Genomic DNA, 18,786 nt, shown 5'->3' on the forward strand with positions numbered 1-18,786 from the left:
GATCGCTTGGAGCAGCCACTACGTGCTGTAAATCAAGCTGCCAGCCGTTGTACGTTTGCATTGATGGTGCTGTTGGGCGTGAAGACGTATTCATAACCCCTGTTCAGAAATTTTTGCAGGCCGTTGTTATTCAGGTTAATGACCGCTGCGCTACCAATTTGTTTAAAGTCGCCGGCAGCGCTCAAAACGTCCGTCGCCAACTCCGTTTGATTGGCGTTGAAAATATATAATTGATTGTCGGCAGCCTTATGGATGTAGGCGGTATGTACCATTTTCCCCGCTTCGTTATTGCTGGTGAAATTTATAAAGCCTGATTCTTTGATTTTGGAGGGGTCAAAGACTTGTTGAGTCGTTACGGGGGTAACCCCCATGATTTCTTTGTAGCGCGGCGTATAGTTACTCGGCTGGCCCTTCAAATTTTCCAACAAGGCCGTCCGAGTTTTGAGCGGCAGGGTATTATGGGCTTGCGCCACCATGATCGAATTTTCAAAACATATATGGGTGGAGCGACCTTGCGCTTTATAGGATGCAGTTAATGCCTCGACGTTTGCAGTCAGGTTTTCTACGGAGACATCGTTGGGTTGAAAACCCGGCAATGGTTTTTGGAACATCTTTCTGGTTTTTACATTGAGTTCATGCCAATGGCCTGTGGCATCATCAAATTTTGCAATGACGTTTTCACCGCTACGGGCTCCTTTGAGCGTGCCTTGGGCAATATTCGGCTTCTTCAATAGGGCAGTTATATCCACGTTGCGCAGCACACCGCTAAGTTTACTGTAGGCTTTGGGCACGCCTTTACGAACAACGTTGAATGCACCCCGTGCCAGGTCGTCAATACCCCCGAGTGGGTTTAGGGTATTCACTGCGGAACTTGCTATTATCCTTGAGACACGGCCAAATTTAGCTAGCGTCGACAGGCCATGTACTACTTTGGCTCCTTTCGCTGCCACACCAACGCCCACGAGAAAACCAAATGCATCAAAAGCCAAGTCCTCGAATCCTTCCCCAATATTGCCATCAATAAAATTTTTAACCGCCGACCGGCCGGGAATCAAATTGAGCAAAATGTTGTGAACCCTATCGATATAAGCCTGGGAGGAGTCGATATTGGTTGCGCCGTTGGCTTCGGCTCGCAGCCCCTCAATATTCGCGTGCCGGGACAAGGTTTTGGCGATGGTGCGAATTCGCCCTGATTCGTAACTGTCAGGCGTAGGTCGAGGGCCCTTTCGTTCGTCGGAGTAACCCTGGACGACTCGCGAGTCCTCTATTTCCTGTAGTTTTATACGCGGGCGGCCCGAATCAGAAGGGACATTGCCGGGCTCAAAGTTCCCATATTCATTACGCTCAGTGACTGTGTTTTTTGTAAAATTAAATTCGTAAGTACGTGTTCTACCCTCCAACACGGTCTTGATGAGCACGCTGTTATCCTGCGATACAGGGGTTTGCGTCGGTGCGAAATGTCGGTGACCGCCTGTTTTATAAGTGAGCTTCATTTCTTGAACAATGGTGTACTTGCCATATTCCAGGTTTTTACGATCCTCTTCTGGCTGCAGCGACACCATGTGTTTGAATTGTGTTTCGATACTGGTTGTCAGGTGGTCTGCATAATCGTTGAAAAGAGTATTGAAGCGAGTGCTGAACGTCTCCTCAGGGGCGGAAAGTTCCTGTAGTTTAAAGATGACATCGTCCATGTCGATATCGTCTGATTTTGAAACCCATCGCGTGGGCGTCGGCGCCCGATCATACTGCACGCCGGGTGCGTCAGGTGTTTCGAATATATAACGCCCATCCCTATATAGATCCAGGATTGAGTAGTGCGCGTGCAAACCGCTGACGGGTGGATCCAGAACAATACAACGCTTCTCCAACAGGTCCGGGCTCAAATGGGGTAAGGCTATTTTTAACTCATTCAGGGCAAGAGCTTTGGCGCTGGGTACTGGCGTGCCCAACGTCTCAGACGCATGCCTGAGCTCTTTGACCCTCTCATCAAACTCCCTGCGCACCGTGTGCTTTTGTGTATCGCTTGAGGGATAGCCTTTCCCGTTAGCGACCGCCCACCCGGCAAGGGCTCTCTCCTGAACACTGTATTCAATTTGTTGTTCCTGGGCGGAGATCGGGGTGATGTCGGCTTCCAGCATGACTTGCGCATAAGTCATGTTGGCCGTCGCCCCAGGTGCTGTCGCTTCAATGCGTCCGACAGCTGTTACAAAACTGACCCAGGAGTGAGTTCCAAACGTAACGCCCTTCGGCAGGTCTTTGACCAAAAGCTCCGGCGCCTGGCTTGAAAACAACACATAGGCGAGCACCTGGGCTTTTTCGAAGGTCGTCGCCTGGTCGGTGTCGAGCAGATGGTTTGCCAGCACCAGGGCAAAGTCCACGGGCCTGGAACCAAAGTCCTGGACATCCGGAAACACCAGCCCGGCAATCGTCTGCCGGCCGTCTTTATCCGGGGTTCGCGCGTTTATGCTCATGGCCGCAAGCAGCCAATCATTCGCGGTGCCCTTAATTGAGCGTGCGTCGAACTTAGCCTGGATCGCTTTGCCCAGTGCCAGGCCTTTGGGTGAGTTGATCAATGAATTGATCAACTCACGCGGGTTTTGCCATTCTGACGAACTGACCGAAACGTGATTCAGCAGATACTCGACCACACTCTTGAACGGGCTGCCATCAATGTCGCCAAACTTGCCGTCACGCAGGTCCGCATGCAATTGATCCACACTGGCTTTATCCAGTGGCGTTGGCCATGACAGCGCGCCGCCCAAATTTCCGTGCTCGGGGCTCTGAAACGCCGGGCGACGTAAGGCGTTGACGAGATTTTCCACCTGCGCCTGATCACGGGGAACCTCCCAGCCATGGTTCTCGATAAACTCCTTGAGATTCATGGTTTGAGCCGCACCCTGGGTTGTCGAGTAGGTGCTATCAGGATGAGTCTGAACCTGGGTGTTTGTCAGATAGGTAACAATGGATTGAGTGCTGACCTCGGAAGGGTTGAGCAGGTTTTCCAGGGAAAGGGCCACGTTGTGGAAAGTATGGATATTGCCCAATACGGCCTTTTGACCCGCCAGTTCGTCCTCGTTTCGTCGTTCACGCACGTGCGAAAACGTGGGGTCGTTGACGACGGCGAAACCTTTTCCTGCGGCCAGTTCCGCTGCCCGTGCATGATCCAGTAGAACGGGGTTGGCATTCTGTTCTTTATAGAACGTCCCCACCAGCCACAAAGGTGCGCTGTTGCTCGACGCGGACTGAGGCGGCTTGAAGGTTGAGAACTTCAGGTCTGAGGCAATCACACGTCCCGCTGCCAGGAGCGGACCGCTGACGGCAGCCCATTGTGCGTCGTCCTGCCCCGCGGACTTTACTTCTCGGGGAGCCTTGAGATCGTGTTTGAGGCTGAAGGTGATTTTCCCCGACCCCGGATTGATGTTTACAGTGGCCGGGTCGATGCCCCGGTCACTCATCCATCGAACGACGTCAGGCGCCTGAAAAGCGCGCCCCAACTGCGCCCACCATTGGCCGAACGTGGAACTGGAAGCAATAGGCGAGACGCTCAGGTTTCGATCATCAATACTCCCACGCGTTGTCGCCAACACAGCCCCATAGGCCCTGGACAAGGCTAAATCACCCGAGGCAGGCGTGTTGTCATGTGCGAGCGCAGACACTTCATGTTGTGGCGTGCTGGCTTGGGAGGGCGTGAGTTGCTGATAAGTATCGATCGGCGGTTGGGTTTTTGTCGTCAGAGCGGGAGCAGTAATCATCAAGAAATTTCTCGGCGGAGGGTTTCGAAATGCGGTCAGAGATCCTTTCCTACCCATGTTCTAGCCTTGAGTGTCCCTTGTATTACTCCCCGTTCCTCCCGTGATCCCACAAGTAGTAAGCGCTTATTGCTGCGTTGGGCGCCGGCGTTCAGATCAATCACGCGGGCGCTCAAGCAATTGGAACTTCATCGCCCGGCGCAGGACCTTACCTTTACGCAGGATGTGTTTTCTGAAACTGCGAAGAGGTGACTCATGAACACAAGCAACGATCCGCAAGTCAGTAACCGTAACGATCCGGCAATAGATGTTGGTGAACCCGCACCCGGTACGGCGGCTGAGGCGCCGAAAGATCCGAAGCCTGCCGTCGACCCCAAGGCCAAGGAAAACGACTACAGTCCAGACTTCAAGCCCGAGCGTGAGCCCAAGCCTGAAACGGATGCTGATATCGACACCCAAGGCGGTTAGAGGAGACAGTCATGTCACAAGAACTCGACGACGACGAAGAACTCAATGACCCGGGCAACGAAGACCCGGGCTCATTGATGGATGATGCAGAAGTGCCGCTCAACGACCTGGACGATGCGGTTGATGTGGGCAATACCGAAAATCAGGACTGAGCGGTTACCAGTTGAGTCTTAGCCATGGCTCGTCGTTCGTACCACAACAGCATCGGTTGGGTGCTCAGGCCATGAACGACGATGCTCAAGGCAATGACCGACACCGTAAGGTTCACTGCTACTGCGCTGCTGGTGCCGACCAGGCCATGATTGAGCGCGTAGAACAGGTAGTAAATGCTGCCGATCCCGCGAATTCCGAACCAGCCCATCAAACCGCGTTGTCGGTAATCGATCAAACGGCCCCATGGCATCGCCAACACGCTCACGGGGCGAATCACGCAGAACAATAGCGCCGCCACCGGCAGTGCTCGCCAGTCCCAGTGGCTGATCAGCAAGATGCCCAACACCGTCACCAGAAACACCTCCATCGAACGCTCCACCAGGCTGCCGAACGAGAGCATGTCGCCCATCATCACGCCGGCGGCGATCTGCGTATCCGCCAGTTCGCTGACATCGCCCTGCAGGGCGCGCTCAGGAGCCACCTCCAGGTGGCCCACCACCGGCAGTGCCAGATGCTCCGAGGGCGTCACCGAGTTGCCCGTGGACCTGAACTCCGCCTGGCGCAAGCCCAGCCCGGCGGCGAAGACCGACAAAAAGCCATAGCCACCCACCGCCTCGGCGACCACGTAGGCCAGGGCAATCAACGCGAGGGTCAGGTAGTCGTTGGGGGACAGTGTGCTGTCCTCATTGGTGATGCGCATCCACAGCGTCACGCGGCCGATGCCACGGCCCATCCAGTAGCCGATCAACAGCCCGGCCGGCACCGCCCACAGCAGGTTTTTCAGCACCCAGCCACCGAACCAGTCACCCTCAAAACCGCCGTGCTGCATGAACAGCAGCGCAAAGATCACGAAGGGAAAGGCAGTGCCATCGTTCAAGCCTGCTTCGCCGGACAGGCCAAAACGCAGCGCATCATAGTCCTGCGCATTGTTGACCTGGACCAACCCCGCCAGTACCGGGTCGGTCGGCGCAAGTATCGCACCCACCAGCAACGAGACGCCCCAGGACAACGCGAACACGTAATGCAGGGCCAGGCACACTCCCAGGATGGTCAGCAGCATCACCGGCCCCGCCATGCCAAACGCGATACGCCAGGTGCGATGCCGGAGCGGCAGGCGCAGTTTCAAACCGCTGACGAACAGGGAAAACAACACCGCCACTTCGGTCAGGTGCTCCATCCAGCGGGCTGAGTTTTTGATATCCAGGTGCAACAGGTCCACACCCAGCGGCCCGATGGCCACGCCCAGCAACAGGCACACGGCTGAGGTGGTCACAGGCATCCAGCGCAGATAGGAAGAAGTGAGGGCGAGCGTGAGCAGCACAGCGCCCAATACGGCCAACCATAGGATAAAAGTCATGAAGCGTGCACCGCGGCCGTGGTCTATGCAGGTTGGAGGATGGCCGCCGGGCTCAGGTTCAATGTGATTCCATCAACTGCGAGCCGATGGTTTTCAGGCGGATCATGTCCATCAACTGGCGCAGCCCCGGCTGCGACTGGCGGCGGCTCGGGTAGTACATGCACAGCGGTTCACCCAGGCAGGCCCAGTCCGGCATGACCTCTACCAAACGGCCGTCCGCCAGTTCCTGTTGCACGCGGTTGGACAGGCAGTAAGCAATCCCCACGCCTTGCAGCGCGGCGTTGACGATGGTCTCGGTGTCGGCCGCGCTGAAATGCCCGGGCACGTCGATACGTTGCTGCCTCGGACCATTGCCCAGTTCCCATTTGTAGGTGGTCTTGTCGCCCAGGTACATGCGGATGCAGGAATGCTGCAACAGGTCTTGGGGGGCTTGCGGTATGCCCCGGCGTGCGAGGTAAGCGGGGGAGGCGACCATGATCCAGCGCAACGCCGCGGTCAGCGGCACCGCCACCATGTCCTGGGGCACCGTGGCGCCATAGCGGATACCCGCGTCGTAGCCTTCGGCAATGATATCGATCATTGCGTCCTCGACGATCAAGTCCAGGCGCAGTTGCGGGTAGGTGTTGGCGAATTCGCCAAGTATCGGCGCCAGCAGCAGCGCCGCCGCATCGCGTGGCACGTTGAGGCGCAGGCGGCCGATGGGCGACTCGCGGTGCAACTCCAGCGTGTCGAGGCCGTCCTGGATCATGGCAAAACCCAGGCCGAGTTTTTCGGCGAGCAGGGTGCCGGCGTCGGTGGGTTCCACGGCGCGGCTGGTGCGGTACAGCAGCTTTACCCCGAGGCGCGTTTCCAGGTTGCGCATGGTGTGGCTCAACGCCGACGTGGTAACCCCCAGCTCGTGGGCAGCATGGCGAAAACTGCGGCGCCGGATGATCGCCATGAACACATTGAGATCGGCCAATTCGGAACGATTGAAAGCCGCCATTACAAGCCTCTTTTATAGGAGTTCGGTTGCATGCAGCGTTGAGCCCTATTCAACCTTGGATGATCTAGAGTAATTGCTTTTATACGTCGTTTTACGGGCAGGGGTTATTTTTTATGCGCATCGAGACCCTCCGGATTGCCGGCATCGACAAAGCCGTCTCGCGGATCGCCCTCGGCACCTGGTCCATGGGCGGGCACCTGTGGGGCGGCGGGGATAACGAGCAGTCGATCAGAACGATTCGCCACGCGTTGAACTGCGGCATCAACCTGATCGACAGCGCGCCGGTGCACGGCCTGGGCCTTTGCGAAACGCTGATCGGCAAGGCGCTGCGCGGCCAGCGCCACAGTGCGGTGATCGCCACCAAAGCCGGCTTGCAATGGGACGACGGCTCCCCCCGACGCCATGCGACGGCCCAGCGTATTCGCAAAGAGGTTGAAGACTCGTTGGTGCGCCTGGAAACGGACTACATCGACTTGTACCAGGTGCATTGGCCCGACCCGTTGGTGGCTCAGCAGGAAACTGCCGATACGCTCGAGTGCCTGCGCCGCGAGGGCAAGATCCTTGCTGTAGGCGTCAGCAACTATTCCTGCGCACAAATCAACGATTTCAGCCGGCACACAACCTTGGCCACGGTACAGCCGCCATACAACCTGTTCGAGCGCGCTATCGACAGCGATATTCTGCCGTATGCCAAGCAACATTCCCTGGTGGTGTTGGCCTATGGCCCGTTGTGCCGTGGGTTGCTGACCGGCAGCCTGCATTCGGCCGCCCGCTTTGCCGACGATGACGGACGCAAGCTCGACCCGAAATTCGCGGCGCCGCGTTTTGAGCAATACCTGGCGGCCGTGGCGGCGCTGGATATCTATGCCCGTGAATGTCATGGCAAGTCGGTGCTCGCACTGGCCTTGCGCTGGGTACTGGACCAAGGCCCGACCATCGCGCTGTGGGGCGCCCGTAGTCCCCAGCAATTGAACGGTTTTGAAGAGGCGTTTGGCTGGCACCTGAGCGCCGATGACCTGACACATATCGACCGTATCCTCGCCAACACGCTAAAAAATCCGATCGAGCCGGACTGTATGGCGCCCGTAAAACGTTAGCTTTACGACAGGGATGTCGGCAAAAAAACAACTTCCCTGTGCGTAGAGGTTTTTGCATGAAGCGCGGTACCGTATTCAAGATCCTCGGTGGTGTGTTCTTAGGGTTGGCGTTGGTCGGGGCCTGGCAATGGCGGGGCAACCCCGATGCCTTGTGGCACATCGTCAGCCGGCAATGCGTGCCCAACCAGCAACAGCAGCACAACCCCAGCCCGTGCCTGGCGGTCGATCTGGACCGTGGCTACACCCTGTTAAAAGACCGCAACGGCCCGCTGCAGGATCTGCTGATTCCGGTGGATAAAATCACCGGCATCGAAGACGCCGCCCTGGGCCGTCAGTTGCTGCCGCATTACTTTACCCAAGCCTGGCGGCACCGCAGTGTGTTGTCCGATGGCCTGATAAAACCGATTCCCGATGCTTTCGTTTCGGTGGCGATCAACTCCCGTTACGGCCGCACACAGAACCAGCTGCATCTGCATATCGCCTGCCTGCGCCCGGATATCTTTGCCGTGCTCAACCAGCAAGGCACTGCCCTCAACGAACAGTGGCAGGTACTGCCGGCCCGATTGATGGGGCACACCTACAGTGCCCGCACGCTGACGGCGGTGGACGCTGATGCGCTCGACCCCTTGGTTGTGTTGCGTGCATACGTCGATGCCCAAGGCGCGAGCATGAGCCAGTACAGCCTGCTGATGGCACCTCGTGCAGACGGCAGTTTTGTGTTGCTGAGCACACACGTGGCGCTGAGTGAACTGAACCTGGGTTCGGCCGAGGAATTGCAGGACCGCCACTGTGACCTGATGACCGCGCGGTAAGCCCACTGTCGCGACGAGGTCGATAAAACACTGACTGCGACCTGTTCGCTCGATAAACGACACCCCGCAAGCGTATCCATTGAACGACTGTTCAGTTTGCACTATGTTGACCGCATCCACCCGTTTGTAAGCAGACGGGTTCGCGCTTTTTCTTCTTGTACGAGAGGCTCTGGCATGCGGTTTTCCCCCTTTGTTGAGCGGATTGCAGGGCAGGGCGTAGCCGCCTGGGACATCCACCACGCCGCGTTCCACGCCGCCAGCCAGGGCGAGGACATCATCATCCTCAGCGTCGGCGATCCGGATTTTGCCACGCCTTCTTTTATTACCGACGCGGCCGTCAGCGCACTGCGCGACGGTGACACCCACTACACCGAAATCCCTGGCCGCCCGCCATTGCGCGACGCCGTTGCAGCCCGCTACAGCACGACTCTGTCGCGGCCGATGACAGCCGAAAACGTCATCATCGTGCCGGGTGCGCAGAACGCGTTGTTCATCAGCTCGCTGTGCCTGCTGCAAGCCGGTGATGAAGTGCTGGTGCTCGACCCGATGTACGTCACCTACGAAGCCACGCTCAAGGCCAGCGGCGCAACGCTTACGCGCGTGCCGTGTTCGCCGGAGTCGGGCTTTCGCCTGGATGCACAATTGCTCGGCGCGGCGATCACGCCGCGTACCCGGGCGATGTTCTTCTCCAACCCGAACAACCCCACCGGCGTGGTCCTCAACCCCCAAGAGCTGCAAGCCATCGCCGACTTGGCCATCGCCCATGATCTCTGGGTCGTCGTGGATGAGGTGTATGAAAGCCTGGTGTTCGACGGTGAATACCACAGCCTCGCCGCACTGCCGGGCATGGCCGAGCGCTGCATTGTGATTGGCAGCTTGTCCAAATCCCATGCCATGACCGGCTGGCGCATCGGCTGGATCATTGCTGCGCCGCAGATGATCGCTCACGCAGAAACCCTGGTATTGAGCATGCTCTATGGCTTGCCCGGGTTCGTGATGGAGGCCGCCACGGCGGCGGTACTGGCCCATGATGAGGTGACGCAGGGCATGCGCGAGATCTACCGGCGCCGCCGTGACCTGGTGGTGGCCGGCCTCGGCGCGTGCCCGGGGATCAAGGTGCAGGCGCCGCAAGCCGGCATGTTCGTGTTGATGGATGTGCGCGGCACCGGCCTGGGGTCGTTGGATTTTGCCTGGCGGTTATTCCGCGAGGCGGGCGTGTCGGTGCTCGATGCCGCCGCGTTTGGTGAGCCGGCGCAAGGCTTTGTACGGTTGTCGTTTACCTTGGGTGAGGCCCGCCTGGCCGAGGCTTGCCAGCGTATTGCCGGGTTTGTTGCCAGGCTCGCCGGTGAGCCGCGTGTCGCGGCTGCGCCAAAGATTGAAGTGCTGCAACCGGTCGAAGCCAGGAAGATGATTGAAGTCATCGACCTGCATAAGCGTTTCGGCAATATCGAAGTGCTCAAGGGCATCTCCCTCACGGCTCGCGAAGGTGAGGTGATCTCGCTGATCGGCGCCAGCGGTTCGGGCAAGAGCACCTTGTTGCGCTGCATCAACATGCTCGAAGTGCCGGATCAAGGCAGCATTCATGTCGACGGCGAAAGCATCAAGCTCAATTACGGCATTCCCGGCGCGCCACTGGTGGCGGATGCGAAGCAACTGGTGCGCATCCGCTCGACCCTCGGCATGGTGTTCCAGAACTTCAACCTGTGGCCTCACCGCACGGTGCTTGAAAACCTCATCGAAGCCCCAACCCAGGTGCTGCGCGAAAGCCGCGCCGAGGCGATCGAGCGCGCAGAGGCCTTGCTCGATCGCGTCGGCCTCGCCGCCAAGCGCAATGAATACCCGGCGTTTCTCTCCGGCGGGCAGCAGCAACGGGTGGCGATTGCTCGCGCGTTGGCCATGCGTCCCAAAGTCATGCTGTTCGACGAACCCACTTCGGCCCTCGACCCGGAACTGGTGGGCGAAGTGCTGCGCGTTATCCGCTCCCTGGCCGAAGAAGGCCGCACCATGATCCTGGTCACCCATGAAATGGCCTTCGCCCGGGATGTGTCCTCCAAAGTCGCTTTTCTGCACCAAGGCATGATCGAGGAAACCGGCACGCCGGACTCGGTGTTTATCGACCCACGCAGTGAGCGTTGCCGGCAGTTCGTCAACGCGCATCAAACGCGCTAACTCCACAAAAAGACGGGGCAAATCATGAAATCAAGACCCATGGCAAGCTGGTTGAGCGGTGCAGTGTTGATGTTGGCCGCAGGTTTTACGCTGGCGGCGGAGAAACCCATCGTGTTTGCGGTGGCGGCGGAACCCTATCCACCGTTCACCGTAAAAGGCGGTAACGGCGAGTGGTCGGGCTTTGAAGTGGACCTGATTCACAAACTCTGCGAAGGCATGAAAGCCGAATGCCAGATCAAGGAAGTGGCGTGGGATGGCATCATCCCGTCGCTGCTGGCCAAGAAGATCGACGTGATCTTCTCGTCGATGTCGGTGACTGATGAGCGTGAAAAGCAGATCGCCTTCAGCCGTGCCTACTACGACTCGCTGCTGGGTGTGGCAGGGCCCAAGGGCGCGACGGTGGACATTACCCCTCAAGGCCTCAAGGGCAAGTTGATCGGTGTGCAAATCTCCACCGTCAGCGCCAACTACCTGAAGAAGTATTACGAAAACATCGCCGACCTTAAGTACTACGACACCCAGGAATCGGCCAACGCCGACCTTATCGCAGGCCGTATCGACTACATGATGGCAGACGACACCGCCATCGCGATGATGGTCAAAACCCCCGAGGCCAGTGGCCTGGCGCATATCGCCAGCGTGCCCTACGACCCGATCATCGGGCGTGGCGTCGGTGCCGGTTTACGCAAGGAAGACACCGCGCTCAAGGCCCGTCTCGACAAGGCCATCGGAGAGCTGCTGGTGAGCAAGGATTTTGATGACCTGTCCGAGCATTACTTCGGCGTGTCGGTCAGCCCGTGCAAGCGTGCCGACACCCCGGCGTATGTGAGCAAGGTCTGCGACAGCCCCTACCAGCAAATCGCCCAGAAGACCGAATAAGATGTTCGACCTCCTCAGCTTCGGCGAACAGGGATGGGGCGACGCACTGCTAAAAGGGTTATGGATGACCCTGCAAATCTCCGCCGGCTCGTTTGCCGTGGGCTTGCTGATCGGCCTGGTCGTGGCCTGCGCCAAGCTCAGCGCGCCACGCCCGGTCGCCTTGTTGATGCGCGGCTACACCACCGTGTTTCGCGCGGTGCCGGAGTTACTGTTGATCCTGCTGCTGTACTACGCTGGTTCCATGGGCCTGAACGCGTTGATGCTGTGGCTGGGGTTCGAGCAGGTGAACATCAGCGGCCCGCTGGTGGCGATCCTGGTATTGGGGCTGGTGCAGGGCGCCTATGCGTCGGAGATTTTCCGTGCGGCAATCCTGGCGATCCCCCATGGCCAGATTGAAGCGGCGCGGGCCTTTGGCTTGAGCGGCATGGGCCTGTTCCGCCGGGTGACCTTGCCGATCATGGCGCCGTTCGCCCTGGCCGGCATGTCCAACCTGTGGATCAACCTGATCAAGGACAGTGCCTTGATCAGCGTGGTCGGCACCAACGAATTGCTCTACACCGCCAAGCAGGCGGCGGGTTCGACCCGTCAATACTTACTGTTCTACCTCACGGCCGCCGCCTTGTATTACCTGGTGACGCTGGCTTCCAACTACCTGTCCGGGCGCCTGGAACGACGTATTCGTCGCTGGATGCCGGTTGTCGAGTGAGTGGGCTATGCCTGAATGGATAAGTTACTACGCGGGGCTGATCGCCAAGGGGCTGCAGACCACCTTGTCATTGCTGGCGATCTCGGCAGTGCTCGGCTTCGCCCTGGCGGTGCTGGTGGCGTTGGCGCGTTTGTCGCGGCGCAAATGGCTGGCCCGGGGTGCGCTGGCCTACACCAGTGTGCTGCGGGGCACACCGCTGTTGATCCAGATCTATATTTTCTACTACGGGCTGGGGAGTTTGTTCGCCCAATTTCCGCTGATACGCACCAGCTTCCTGTGGCCATTCCTGCGCGACGGGTATTGGTACATCGTCTTTGCCCTGGTGCTGTCGGTAGGCGCTTATGTGGGTGAAGTGATTCGCGGCGGCCTGTTGGCAGTGCCCAAGGGCGAGATGGAGGCCGCTTCGGCGTTCGGCATGACGCCGCGCCAGGCGTTGTTGCGGGTGCGCCTGCCCCGGGCGATGCGTCTGCTGCTGCCGACCCTGGCGGGGGAGACGGTGATGTTGCTCAAGTCCACCGCACTCGCGTCGACGATAGCCGTGGTCGACCTGCTGGGCGCGGCCAACGTGGTGCGGGCGCAGACGTTGCAGATCTATCAACCGCTGTTGCTGGTGGCCGGTGTCTACCTGTGCCTGACGTTCCTGATCGAAGGCGTTTACGCCATCGCCGAACGGCGCGGCACGCCGCTGCGCAGGTCGGTCGGATGAAACAGGATCGCGCGTTGCAAGGGATTGCCCTGTGTTCACTGGCCTATGCGTTCCTGGCGCTGCAGGATGCGGTGATCAAATGGTTGGTGGCTGATTACTCGGTGTTCACCATCCTGTTCTGGCGCAGCCTGGTGGTGGTGGGCGCCTGCGTGGTCGCCGGGCGCATGGGCTTGTTGCGCCGCGCATGGACGTCGGTGAGCCGCAGGCTGCTGATCATTCGCGGGTTGCTGTCGCTGCTGGCGTGGTTGCTCTATTACACGGCCGCCAAGGACCTGACCCTGGCGGAAATGACCACCTTGTATTTTTCCGCGCCAATCATGGTCACGTTGCTCGCCGCGCTGATCCTCAAGGAACGCGCCAGCCGTGGCCAATGGGTTGCGCTGATCATCGGCTTTGTCGGCGTGGTGATCGCCTGTCGCCCGAGCAATATGGTCGACCCGTTGCCGATCGCGCTGACCCTGGCCGCTGCGCTGTGTTGGGCATTTACCTATATCCAGTTGCGCCAGGTCGACCCGACCACCTCGGTGCTGGAGCAGATGCTGATCACCAATGTGGTGTTCGTGGTGTGCATGGCGCTGACCTTGCCCTGGACGCATACCCCATCGCCGACCCCGGCCTGGCTGGGCATGTTGGCGGCAGGCCTGGTCGGTGGCATCGGCCAATTCCTATTGTTTGCGAGTTTCCGTCGCGCCACGGCGACCTTGCTCGCGCCGTTTGAATACACCGGTTTGATCTGGGCGTTTCTGTTATCCAGCCTGATCTGGGGCACGTCGATGGACCTGTCGCTGATCATCGGCGCGGTGCTGATCGCAGTCAGCGGGACGTTGGCGATGCTCAGCGCCCGCCACACCGAATCACACGATGTGGTCGGCGCCGAATGCGCCGTGACGCAACCCCTGTACCCAGCATCGGCAGATGTGCAGGCCGTTGGCGGGGCTGAAAGTGCCGGGGTTGAGGCACCCCTCGAGCCAGAGCCCGTCAAGCATCGCCGATAAGCCGATAGCGGCCAGGTGGCTGTCGTGGATCACCAGGCTTTCGCTGCGGGCCAGGTCGTCGAGCAGTTGCTGGATCAGCGCCAGGTAAGCGCGGTAGCTGTTTTCATGGGACTGATTTACGTGGGGCGAGTGGCGGATCAGGCTCCAGAACACCACCCACACGCCGAGCAGGTCGGGGTCCATGACGCGTGGTGAAAAGGATGCACTGAGAAACGCATCCAGGCGCGCGGCGGCGCCTTCGGCCAACTCGACTTGCGCCCATAACGCGCTGGTCAATTCACTGGCGAGCTTGTGGTAGGTCTCGGCGATCAGTGCATCGATGCTGCCGAAATGATGATTGAGCAAGCCCACTGAAACACCGGCTTGCGCTGCAATCTTGCGCACGGAAATTCCAGCGTGCCCGTCGCGGGACAGGCTGGTAAGGGTGGCGGCAATCAGCAAGTCCCGGCGTTCATCGGGGTCGGCACGGCGCAGTTTGGGAGGGTCGATGGTCACGGGAATGCCTTTGATGAAAGACCAGAGCGCACAGGTTAGTTGAACGCGTGTTCAATCTCTAGCGATTAAATGATGAGAGGAGGGCAAGGCATGGCAAACGACCTTTCGTGGCAGGTGGCGGGTGATGCGGGCAACGCGCTGCACATCGGTGCTTGGCGCTATGAAGGCGACGGCAGCGGGCCATCAGTGCACCTGCAAGCGGGCGTGCACGCCGATGAAATCGCCGGGATGCTGGTGCTGCACCAACTGTTGCCGCGCTTGCAGGCTTGCCAGGCACAGGGCCGGCTCAAAGGCAGTGTCACCGTAGTGCCGCAGGCCAACCCGTTTGGTATCGGCCAATTTCGTCAGGGCCGCCTGCTGGGGCGGTTTCACGAGGCCACCGGGCAGAATTTCAATCGTGCCTTCGATCATTCCCTTGCCATGGAGCGCCCGGCGAGCAACCTGGCGCAGTGGCAAAAGAGCCTGGTGCAACTGGCCGCCGATGCCGACCTGGTGCTGGACTTGCACACCGACGATGAGGCACTGCCTTACCTCTACATTCATCGCAGCTTCTGGCCGGAGCAAGGCCTGGCGCTGGCGGCGGCCATGCAGGTGGATGTGGTGATCGTCTGGGATGACGGCGGCGACGGCTCCTTTGAAGAAACCATCATCAATCACGGCGCGCCACGGCTGGCGGCGACTATCGAATTGCGCGGGCAAGCGGATGTCAGCGATGCCCTGGCGCAACAGGATGTCGATGGCCTGTGGGCGTGGCTGTGCATCAACGGCGTGATCGACGAAGTGGCCGCGATCAGCGAATGGCAAGGCGAGGCAGTGGACATGGGCTGCATGGAAACCATCCTCGCGCCCCGCGCCGGAGTGCTGGTGTTTGAAAAGGGCCTGGGCGACCAGGTCGAGGAGGGCGAGCGTTTCGCCAGGATCATCGGGCGGCCGGGTGATGCGGCGTCAGAAGTGTTTTTACACGCCGCGCAAACCGGGCGCATGGTCACAGCCCATCGCGAACGCCTGGTGGCGCAGGGTTCGGTGGTGGCGAAATTTACCGGGGCGCGGTTATCCGACAGTTACAGCGGCGGGGTGCTCGACCCTTAGGAACAACCGCGGCTTAAACCTCGCGGTTACAACGGCGGCGTGCGTTCCAACAAAAGGCGCTCCAGGGTTGCTGCGGGCAATGGCCGACTGAACAGATACCCCTGAATCTGATCACAGCCGGCTTGCTTCAAAAACGCCAGCTGTTCCTGGGTCTCCACGCCTTCGGCGACCACTTGTAAGCTCAGGCTATGGGCCAGTTCAATGATGGTACGGGTGATCGCCGCGTCTTGCGGGTTGGTGGTGACTTCGCGGATAAACGCGATATCGATCTTCAACGTATCAATCGGGAACCGCCGCAGATACGCCAGGCTTGAATAGCCGGTGCCGAAGTCATCGATGGAGATTTTCACGCCCATTGTGCGCAATCGTTGCAGGCTGGCGATGGTGTGCTGGGTGTTTTCCATCAATGAGCTTTCGGTCAGCTCAACCTCCAGCCAATGGGGCGCAACCCCGGTTGCCCTCAGGATGCGTTCGATATCGGCAATCAGGTCGCCCTCGATCAATTGGTGACCGGATACATTGACCGAAACCTCTACGGCACCAATCAGGCCGCGTTGCCACACGGCGATTTGCTGGCAAACGCTGTCGATCACCCAGCGCCCGACCTGCACAATCAAGCCCAGGCTCTCGAGTACGGGTACAAACACCGCCGGCGACACCGTGCCATAGCCGGGACGCTCCCAGCGCAGCAAGGCCTCAAGGGCGCATATCTTCCCGCCAGCCAGCTCGATCTTGGGTTGGTAGTGCAGGGTGAACTCACGGTTTTCCACCGCCTGACGCAGGGCTTTTTCAAAGTCCTGGCGCGCCAGGTCGTGCACGCTCAACCCCGTTGGCTCGCCCGTTTGCCGTTGCAGTTGGTGCTCCAGCATCAGGTTGTGAACCTTCAACTGATCACCGCGCTCCTTGAGCCGCAACAGGTTGCGCACCCGCAGCCACAGCTCGACGCGTTCCACCGGTTTGCTGATGAACTCCTCGGCGCCGGATTCCAGCCCACTGACGCGCGCGCTCGGCTCACTGAGGGCCGACAACATGATGATCGGAATGCTTGCCGTGGTTTCGTTGCCCTTCAAGTGGCTGGCCACCTCGTAGCCGTCCATGCCCGGCATCATGATGTCCAGCAGGATCAGGTCGGGCGGTTGTTGCGCCACGAGCTGCAAGGCCTCTTCACCGCTGCTCGCACTCAGGGTCTGGTAGCCCTCGTGCTGCAGCAGGGTTTCCAACAATTTGCGAATCTGGGGTTCGTCGTCAACGATCAACAGCGTTGCAGGTTGGCTGGCCATGGAGAGGACTCACAGGTGGGGGCTGATGTGCTGTTGCAGCAAAGTGTCGATGACCTGGTAAAGCTCTTTGTAGCGCAGCGGCTTGATGATGTAGGCGTCGCAACCGGCCAGGCGGGTCTTTTCGCGGTCTTCCTTCATGGCCATGGCGGTCAGGGCGATCACCGGAATGTGTGCGGTATTGGGGTCTTGCTTGAGCAACGAGGTGGCGGCCAGGCCGTCCATGCCCGGCAACTGGATATCCATCAATATCAGCGCCGGCTGTTTTTCCCGCGCCAGGGTCAGGCCGGTTTCTGCATCCGCCGCCCACAACACGCCGTGCCCGGCATTGACGAGCAACAACCGCGCCAGGCGCATGTTCGCCTCGTTGTCTTCGACGATCAGGATGTCAGCCATGCAGCCTCCGGCGCGCGGCGCAGCGGCAGCCACACCACAAAGCGCGTACCCAAGCCTTCGCGGCTGGCCACGGCGACGCTGCCTCCGTGCAGGTCGGTCAGTTGCTTGACCATTGCCAGCCCCAAACCCGTGCCTTCAAATTTGCGCGCCAGGCTGCTGTCGATCTGGCTGAATGCCTTGAACAGCTTGCTCATGTCGTCCTCGGCGATCCCGATGCCCGTGTCGCTGACACTCAGCTCCAGGAACTGTGTGTGAGTGCTGGGTTGCAGGGCGAAGCCGTGGGCGGGCCAATCGCCGGGGATGTGGCCGACATGCGCGAGGCTGACCTCGCGGACCGCCAGGGTCACGGAGCCGCCGTGTGCGCTGAACTTCACCGCATTGGCCAGCAGGTTGTAGATAATCTGCTTGGTCTTGCGCAGGTCCAGTTCCAGGGTGCCAAAATCTTCCTCGCATTCCAGCTTCAATTGGATACGTTGCAAGGCGGCTTTTTCGCGCACGATCAACAAGCTGTTGGCGAGCAACCCCGCCAGTTCCACAGGCTCCAGCTCCAGGTCCATCATCCCGGCCTCGACCTTGGACAGGTCGAGAATGTCGTTGATCAACGACAGCAGGTGCTGGCCGCTGGTGAAGATGTCGCCGATGTACTCGCGCTGCACCTCGCTCATGTCGCCGACCAAACCATCCTTCAACGCCTCTGAAAAGCCAATCACCGCGTTCAACGGCGTGCGCAGCTCGTGGGACATGGTGGCGAGGAACTCGGACTTCATGTGGCTGGCGTGTTCCAGTTCCAGGTTCTTTTCTTCCAGCGCGCGTTCAAAGCCTTTGCGCTCGGCTTCTTCCTGTTTGCGCGCGGTATTGTCAGTGCCAATCAACAGGTAGCCGATGATCGTGTCGTGGCGATTGCGCAGGGCCGTTACCGAGACCATCGCCGACAGGCGACTGCCGTCCTTGCGGATATAGGTCAGTTCGTAGATGTCTTCGATGCCGCGTGAGGCCTTGAACACCAGGGCTTCGAAGCCCGGTGTGATCGGCGTGTCCAGCTCCAGGCTAAGGGCGGCGGCACGGGTAATCAGTTCGGCGGGGTCGGATATGTCGGCGGGGGTGATGCGGTTGAGCACGTCGTCGGCGGCATAGCCGAGCATGCGCTCGGCGCCAACATTGAAGATCTGGATCACGCCTTTTTCGTCAGTGGCGATGCTCGAAAAGTACGCGCTGTTGAAGATTGCATCTTGCAGGGCGCCGGTCTTGAGCAGCGTCTTCTGGCGTTTGAACTCGACGATTTTTTCGGCCCGTGATTGTAATTCGGGCGCTGCGCCAGGGCTGGTTTTGTCCAATGCAGTGTTGTCCGTGCATATCAGACCCGGCCGTGTTCAGAACACGGCCGCAGAGCATGCTCACAGAAAATCGCATGACCGCGATGAGGAGGAGATGAGGTCCTTGGACAATAGCAGAT

16 protein-coding genes and 1 pseudogene are annotated in these 18,786 nt (G+C 59.5%); 10 read left to right on the forward strand and 7 right to left on the reverse strand.

The window, feature by feature from the left end; translation table 11 throughout:
- Positions 1 to 32 precede the first annotated feature (32 nt).
- A complete protein-coding gene (locus ACLBW8_RS05125) occupies positions 33 to 3,752 on the reverse strand; it encodes a hypothetical protein (protein ID WP_447804769.1) in 3,720 nt (1,239 codons plus the stop codon).
- Between the two features lie 252 nt (positions 3,753 to 4,004).
- On the opposite strand from ACLBW8_RS05125, the gene ACLBW8_RS05130 reads away from it, so the two are divergent.
- Together ACLBW8_RS05130 and ACLBW8_RS05135 are read left to right on the forward strand one after the other, a co-directional pair.
- Positions 4,005 to 4,217, forward strand: a complete 213-nt coding sequence (locus ACLBW8_RS05130; protein WP_447804770.1) for a hypothetical protein — start codon at positions 4,005 to 4,007, stop codon at positions 4,215 to 4,217.
- Between the two features lie 11 nt (positions 4,218 to 4,228).
- Positions 4,229 to 4,369 carry a hypothetical protein gene (locus ACLBW8_RS05135; RefSeq protein WP_447804771.1) on the forward strand — a complete coding sequence of 47 codons (141 nt, stop codon included), beginning with the start codon at positions 4,229 to 4,231 and terminating at the stop codon, positions 4,367 to 4,369.
- On the opposite strand, the gene ACLBW8_RS05140 is transcribed toward ACLBW8_RS05135, so the two are convergent.
- Positions 4,360 to 5,727 (reverse strand): cation:proton antiporter, encoded by a 1,368-nt coding sequence (locus tag ACLBW8_RS05140; protein WP_447804772.1) that lies wholly within the window; start codon positions 5,725 to 5,727, stop codon positions 4,360 to 4,362. The two genes, ACLBW8_RS05135 and ACLBW8_RS05140, sit on opposite strands and share 10 nt — an antisense overlap.
- Positions 5,728 to 5,785: 58 nt before the next feature.
- Complete coding sequence (locus ACLBW8_RS05145; RefSeq protein ID WP_447804773.1) at positions 5,786 to 6,712, reverse strand: LysR family transcriptional regulator; 927 nt, start codon at positions 6,710 to 6,712, stop codon at positions 5,786 to 5,788.
- Between the two features lie 113 nt (positions 6,713 to 6,825).
- Between ACLBW8_RS05145 and ACLBW8_RS05150 the strand changes: the two genes are divergently transcribed.
- The 7 genes from ACLBW8_RS05150 to ACLBW8_RS05180 all read left to right on the forward strand — a co-directional run bounded on the left by ACLBW8_RS05150 (position 6,826) and on the right by ACLBW8_RS05180 (position 14,076).
- Complete coding sequence (locus tag ACLBW8_RS05150) at positions 6,826 to 7,809, forward strand: aldo/keto reductase (RefSeq protein ID WP_447804774.1); 984 nt, start codon at positions 6,826 to 6,828, stop codon at positions 7,807 to 7,809.
- A gap of 56 nt (positions 7,810 to 7,865) precedes the next feature.
- Positions 7,866 to 8,621: a CDP-diacylglycerol diphosphatase gene (locus tag ACLBW8_RS05155; protein WP_447804775.1), complete on the forward strand. Its 756-nt coding sequence runs from the start codon at positions 7,866 to 7,868 to the stop codon at positions 8,619 to 8,621.
- Between the two features lie 174 nt (positions 8,622 to 8,795).
- Positions 8,796 to 10,790: an aminotransferase class I/II-fold pyridoxal phosphate-dependent enzyme gene (locus ACLBW8_RS05160; protein WP_447804776.1), complete on the forward strand. Its 1,995-nt coding sequence runs from the start codon at positions 8,796 to 8,798 to the stop codon at positions 10,788 to 10,790.
- 24 nt (positions 10,791 to 10,814) lie between these two features.
- Positions 10,815 to 11,669 carry a transporter substrate-binding domain-containing protein gene (locus ACLBW8_RS05165; protein WP_064452347.1) on the forward strand — a complete coding sequence of 285 codons (855 nt, stop codon included), beginning with the start codon at positions 10,815 to 10,817 and terminating at the stop codon, positions 11,667 to 11,669.
- A gap of 1 nt (position 11,670) precedes the next feature.
- Positions 11,671 to 12,375 carry an ABC transporter permease gene (locus ACLBW8_RS05170; RefSeq protein ID WP_221294684.1) on the forward strand — a complete coding sequence of 235 codons (705 nt, stop codon included), beginning with the start codon at positions 11,671 to 11,673 and terminating at the stop codon, positions 12,373 to 12,375.
- A 7-nt stretch (positions 12,376 to 12,382) separates the two neighbouring features.
- Complete coding sequence (locus ACLBW8_RS05175) at positions 12,383 to 13,081, forward strand: ABC transporter permease (protein ID WP_447804777.1); 699 nt, start codon at positions 12,383 to 12,385, stop codon at positions 13,079 to 13,081.
- Positions 13,078 to 14,076 (forward strand): DMT family transporter, encoded by a 999-nt coding sequence (locus ACLBW8_RS05180; RefSeq protein ID WP_447804778.1) that lies wholly within the window; start codon positions 13,078 to 13,080, stop codon positions 14,074 to 14,076. The genes ACLBW8_RS05175 and ACLBW8_RS05180 overlap by 4 nt, the downstream gene beginning before the upstream one ends.
- Here the strand turns inward: ACLBW8_RS05180 and ACLBW8_RS05185 are convergent.
- Positions 14,032 to 14,571, reverse strand: a pseudogene (locus ACLBW8_RS05185) (TetR/AcrR family transcriptional regulator); the annotation flags it as partial. The gene ACLBW8_RS05180 and the pseudogene ACLBW8_RS05185 sit on opposite strands and share 45 nt — an antisense overlap.
- A 90-nt stretch (positions 14,572 to 14,661) precedes the next feature.
- On the opposite strand from ACLBW8_RS05185, the gene ACLBW8_RS05190 reads away from it, so the two are divergent.
- Entirely contained in the window at positions 14,662 to 15,660 is a 999-nt protein-coding gene (locus ACLBW8_RS05190; protein ID WP_447804779.1) for a succinylglutamate desuccinylase, read from the forward strand.
- Positions 15,661 to 15,686: 26 nt separating this feature from the next.
- Here the strand turns inward: ACLBW8_RS05190 and ACLBW8_RS05195 are convergent, their stop codons facing one another.
- Genes ACLBW8_RS05195 through ACLBW8_RS05205 form a run of 3 tightly spaced genes read right to left on the reverse strand, consistent with a single transcriptional unit; the run spans position 15,687 to position 18,667 of the window.
- Positions 15,687 to 16,940: an EAL domain-containing response regulator gene (locus tag ACLBW8_RS05195; RefSeq protein ID WP_447804780.1), complete on the reverse strand. Its 1,254-nt coding sequence runs from the start codon at positions 16,938 to 16,940 to the stop codon at positions 15,687 to 15,689.
- Positions 16,941 to 16,949: 9 nt separating this feature from the next.
- Positions 16,950 to 17,333, reverse strand: a complete 384-nt coding sequence (locus tag ACLBW8_RS05200; RefSeq protein ID WP_064452353.1) for a response regulator — start codon at positions 17,331 to 17,333, stop codon at positions 16,950 to 16,952.
- Positions 17,318 to 18,667: a sensor histidine kinase gene (locus tag ACLBW8_RS05205; protein ID WP_447804781.1), complete on the reverse strand. Its 1,350-nt coding sequence runs from the start codon at positions 18,665 to 18,667 to the stop codon at positions 17,318 to 17,320. The genes ACLBW8_RS05200 and ACLBW8_RS05205 overlap by 16 nt, the downstream gene beginning before the upstream one ends.
- Positions 18,668 to 18,786 lie beyond the last annotated feature (119 nt).

The sequence above is a fragment of the Pseudomonas sp. M5A4_2d genome, from assembly GCF_053345295.1.

Coding starts and splice junctions, on each gene's coding strand:
- ACLBW8_RS05125 (WP_447804769.1), bottom strand. CDS start 3,752: ATGATTACTGCTCCCGCTCTGACGACAAAAACCCAACCGCCGATCGAT.
- ACLBW8_RS05130 (WP_447804770.1), top strand. CDS start 4,005: ATGAACACAAGCAACGATCCGCAAGTCAGTAACCGTAACGATCCGGCA.
- ACLBW8_RS05135 (WP_447804771.1), top strand. CDS start 4,229: ATGTCACAAGAACTCGACGACGACGAAGAACTCAATGACCCGGGCAAC.
- ACLBW8_RS05140 (WP_447804772.1), bottom strand. CDS start 5,727: ATGACTTTTATCCTATGGTTGGCCGTATTGGGCGCTGTGCTGCTCACG.
- ACLBW8_RS05145 (WP_447804773.1), bottom strand. CDS start 6,712: ATGGCGGCTTTCAATCGTTCCGAATTGGCCGATCTCAATGTGTTCATG.
- ACLBW8_RS05150 (WP_447804774.1), top strand. CDS start 6,826: ATGCGCATCGAGACCCTCCGGATTGCCGGCATCGACAAAGCCGTCTCG.
- ACLBW8_RS05155 (WP_447804775.1), top strand. CDS start 7,866: ATGAAGCGCGGTACCGTATTCAAGATCCTCGGTGGTGTGTTCTTAGGG.
- ACLBW8_RS05160 (WP_447804776.1), top strand. CDS start 8,796: ATGCGGTTTTCCCCCTTTGTTGAGCGGATTGCAGGGCAGGGCGTAGCC.
- ACLBW8_RS05165 (WP_064452347.1), top strand. CDS start 10,815: ATGAAATCAAGACCCATGGCAAGCTGGTTGAGCGGTGCAGTGTTGATG.
- ACLBW8_RS05170 (WP_221294684.1), top strand. CDS start 11,671: ATGTTCGACCTCCTCAGCTTCGGCGAACAGGGATGGGGCGACGCACTG.
- ACLBW8_RS05175 (WP_447804777.1), top strand. CDS start 12,383: ATGCCTGAATGGATAAGTTACTACGCGGGGCTGATCGCCAAGGGGCTG.
- ACLBW8_RS05180 (WP_447804778.1), top strand. CDS start 13,078: ATGAAACAGGATCGCGCGTTGCAAGGGATTGCCCTGTGTTCACTGGCC.
- ACLBW8_RS05190 (WP_447804779.1), top strand. CDS start 14,662: ATGGCAAACGACCTTTCGTGGCAGGTGGCGGGTGATGCGGGCAACGCG.
- ACLBW8_RS05195 (WP_447804780.1), bottom strand. CDS start 16,940: ATGGCCAGCCAACCTGCAACGCTGTTGATCGTTGACGACGAACCCCAG.
- ACLBW8_RS05200 (WP_064452353.1), bottom strand. CDS start 17,333: ATGGCTGACATCCTGATCGTCGAAGACAACGAGGCGAACATGCGCCTG.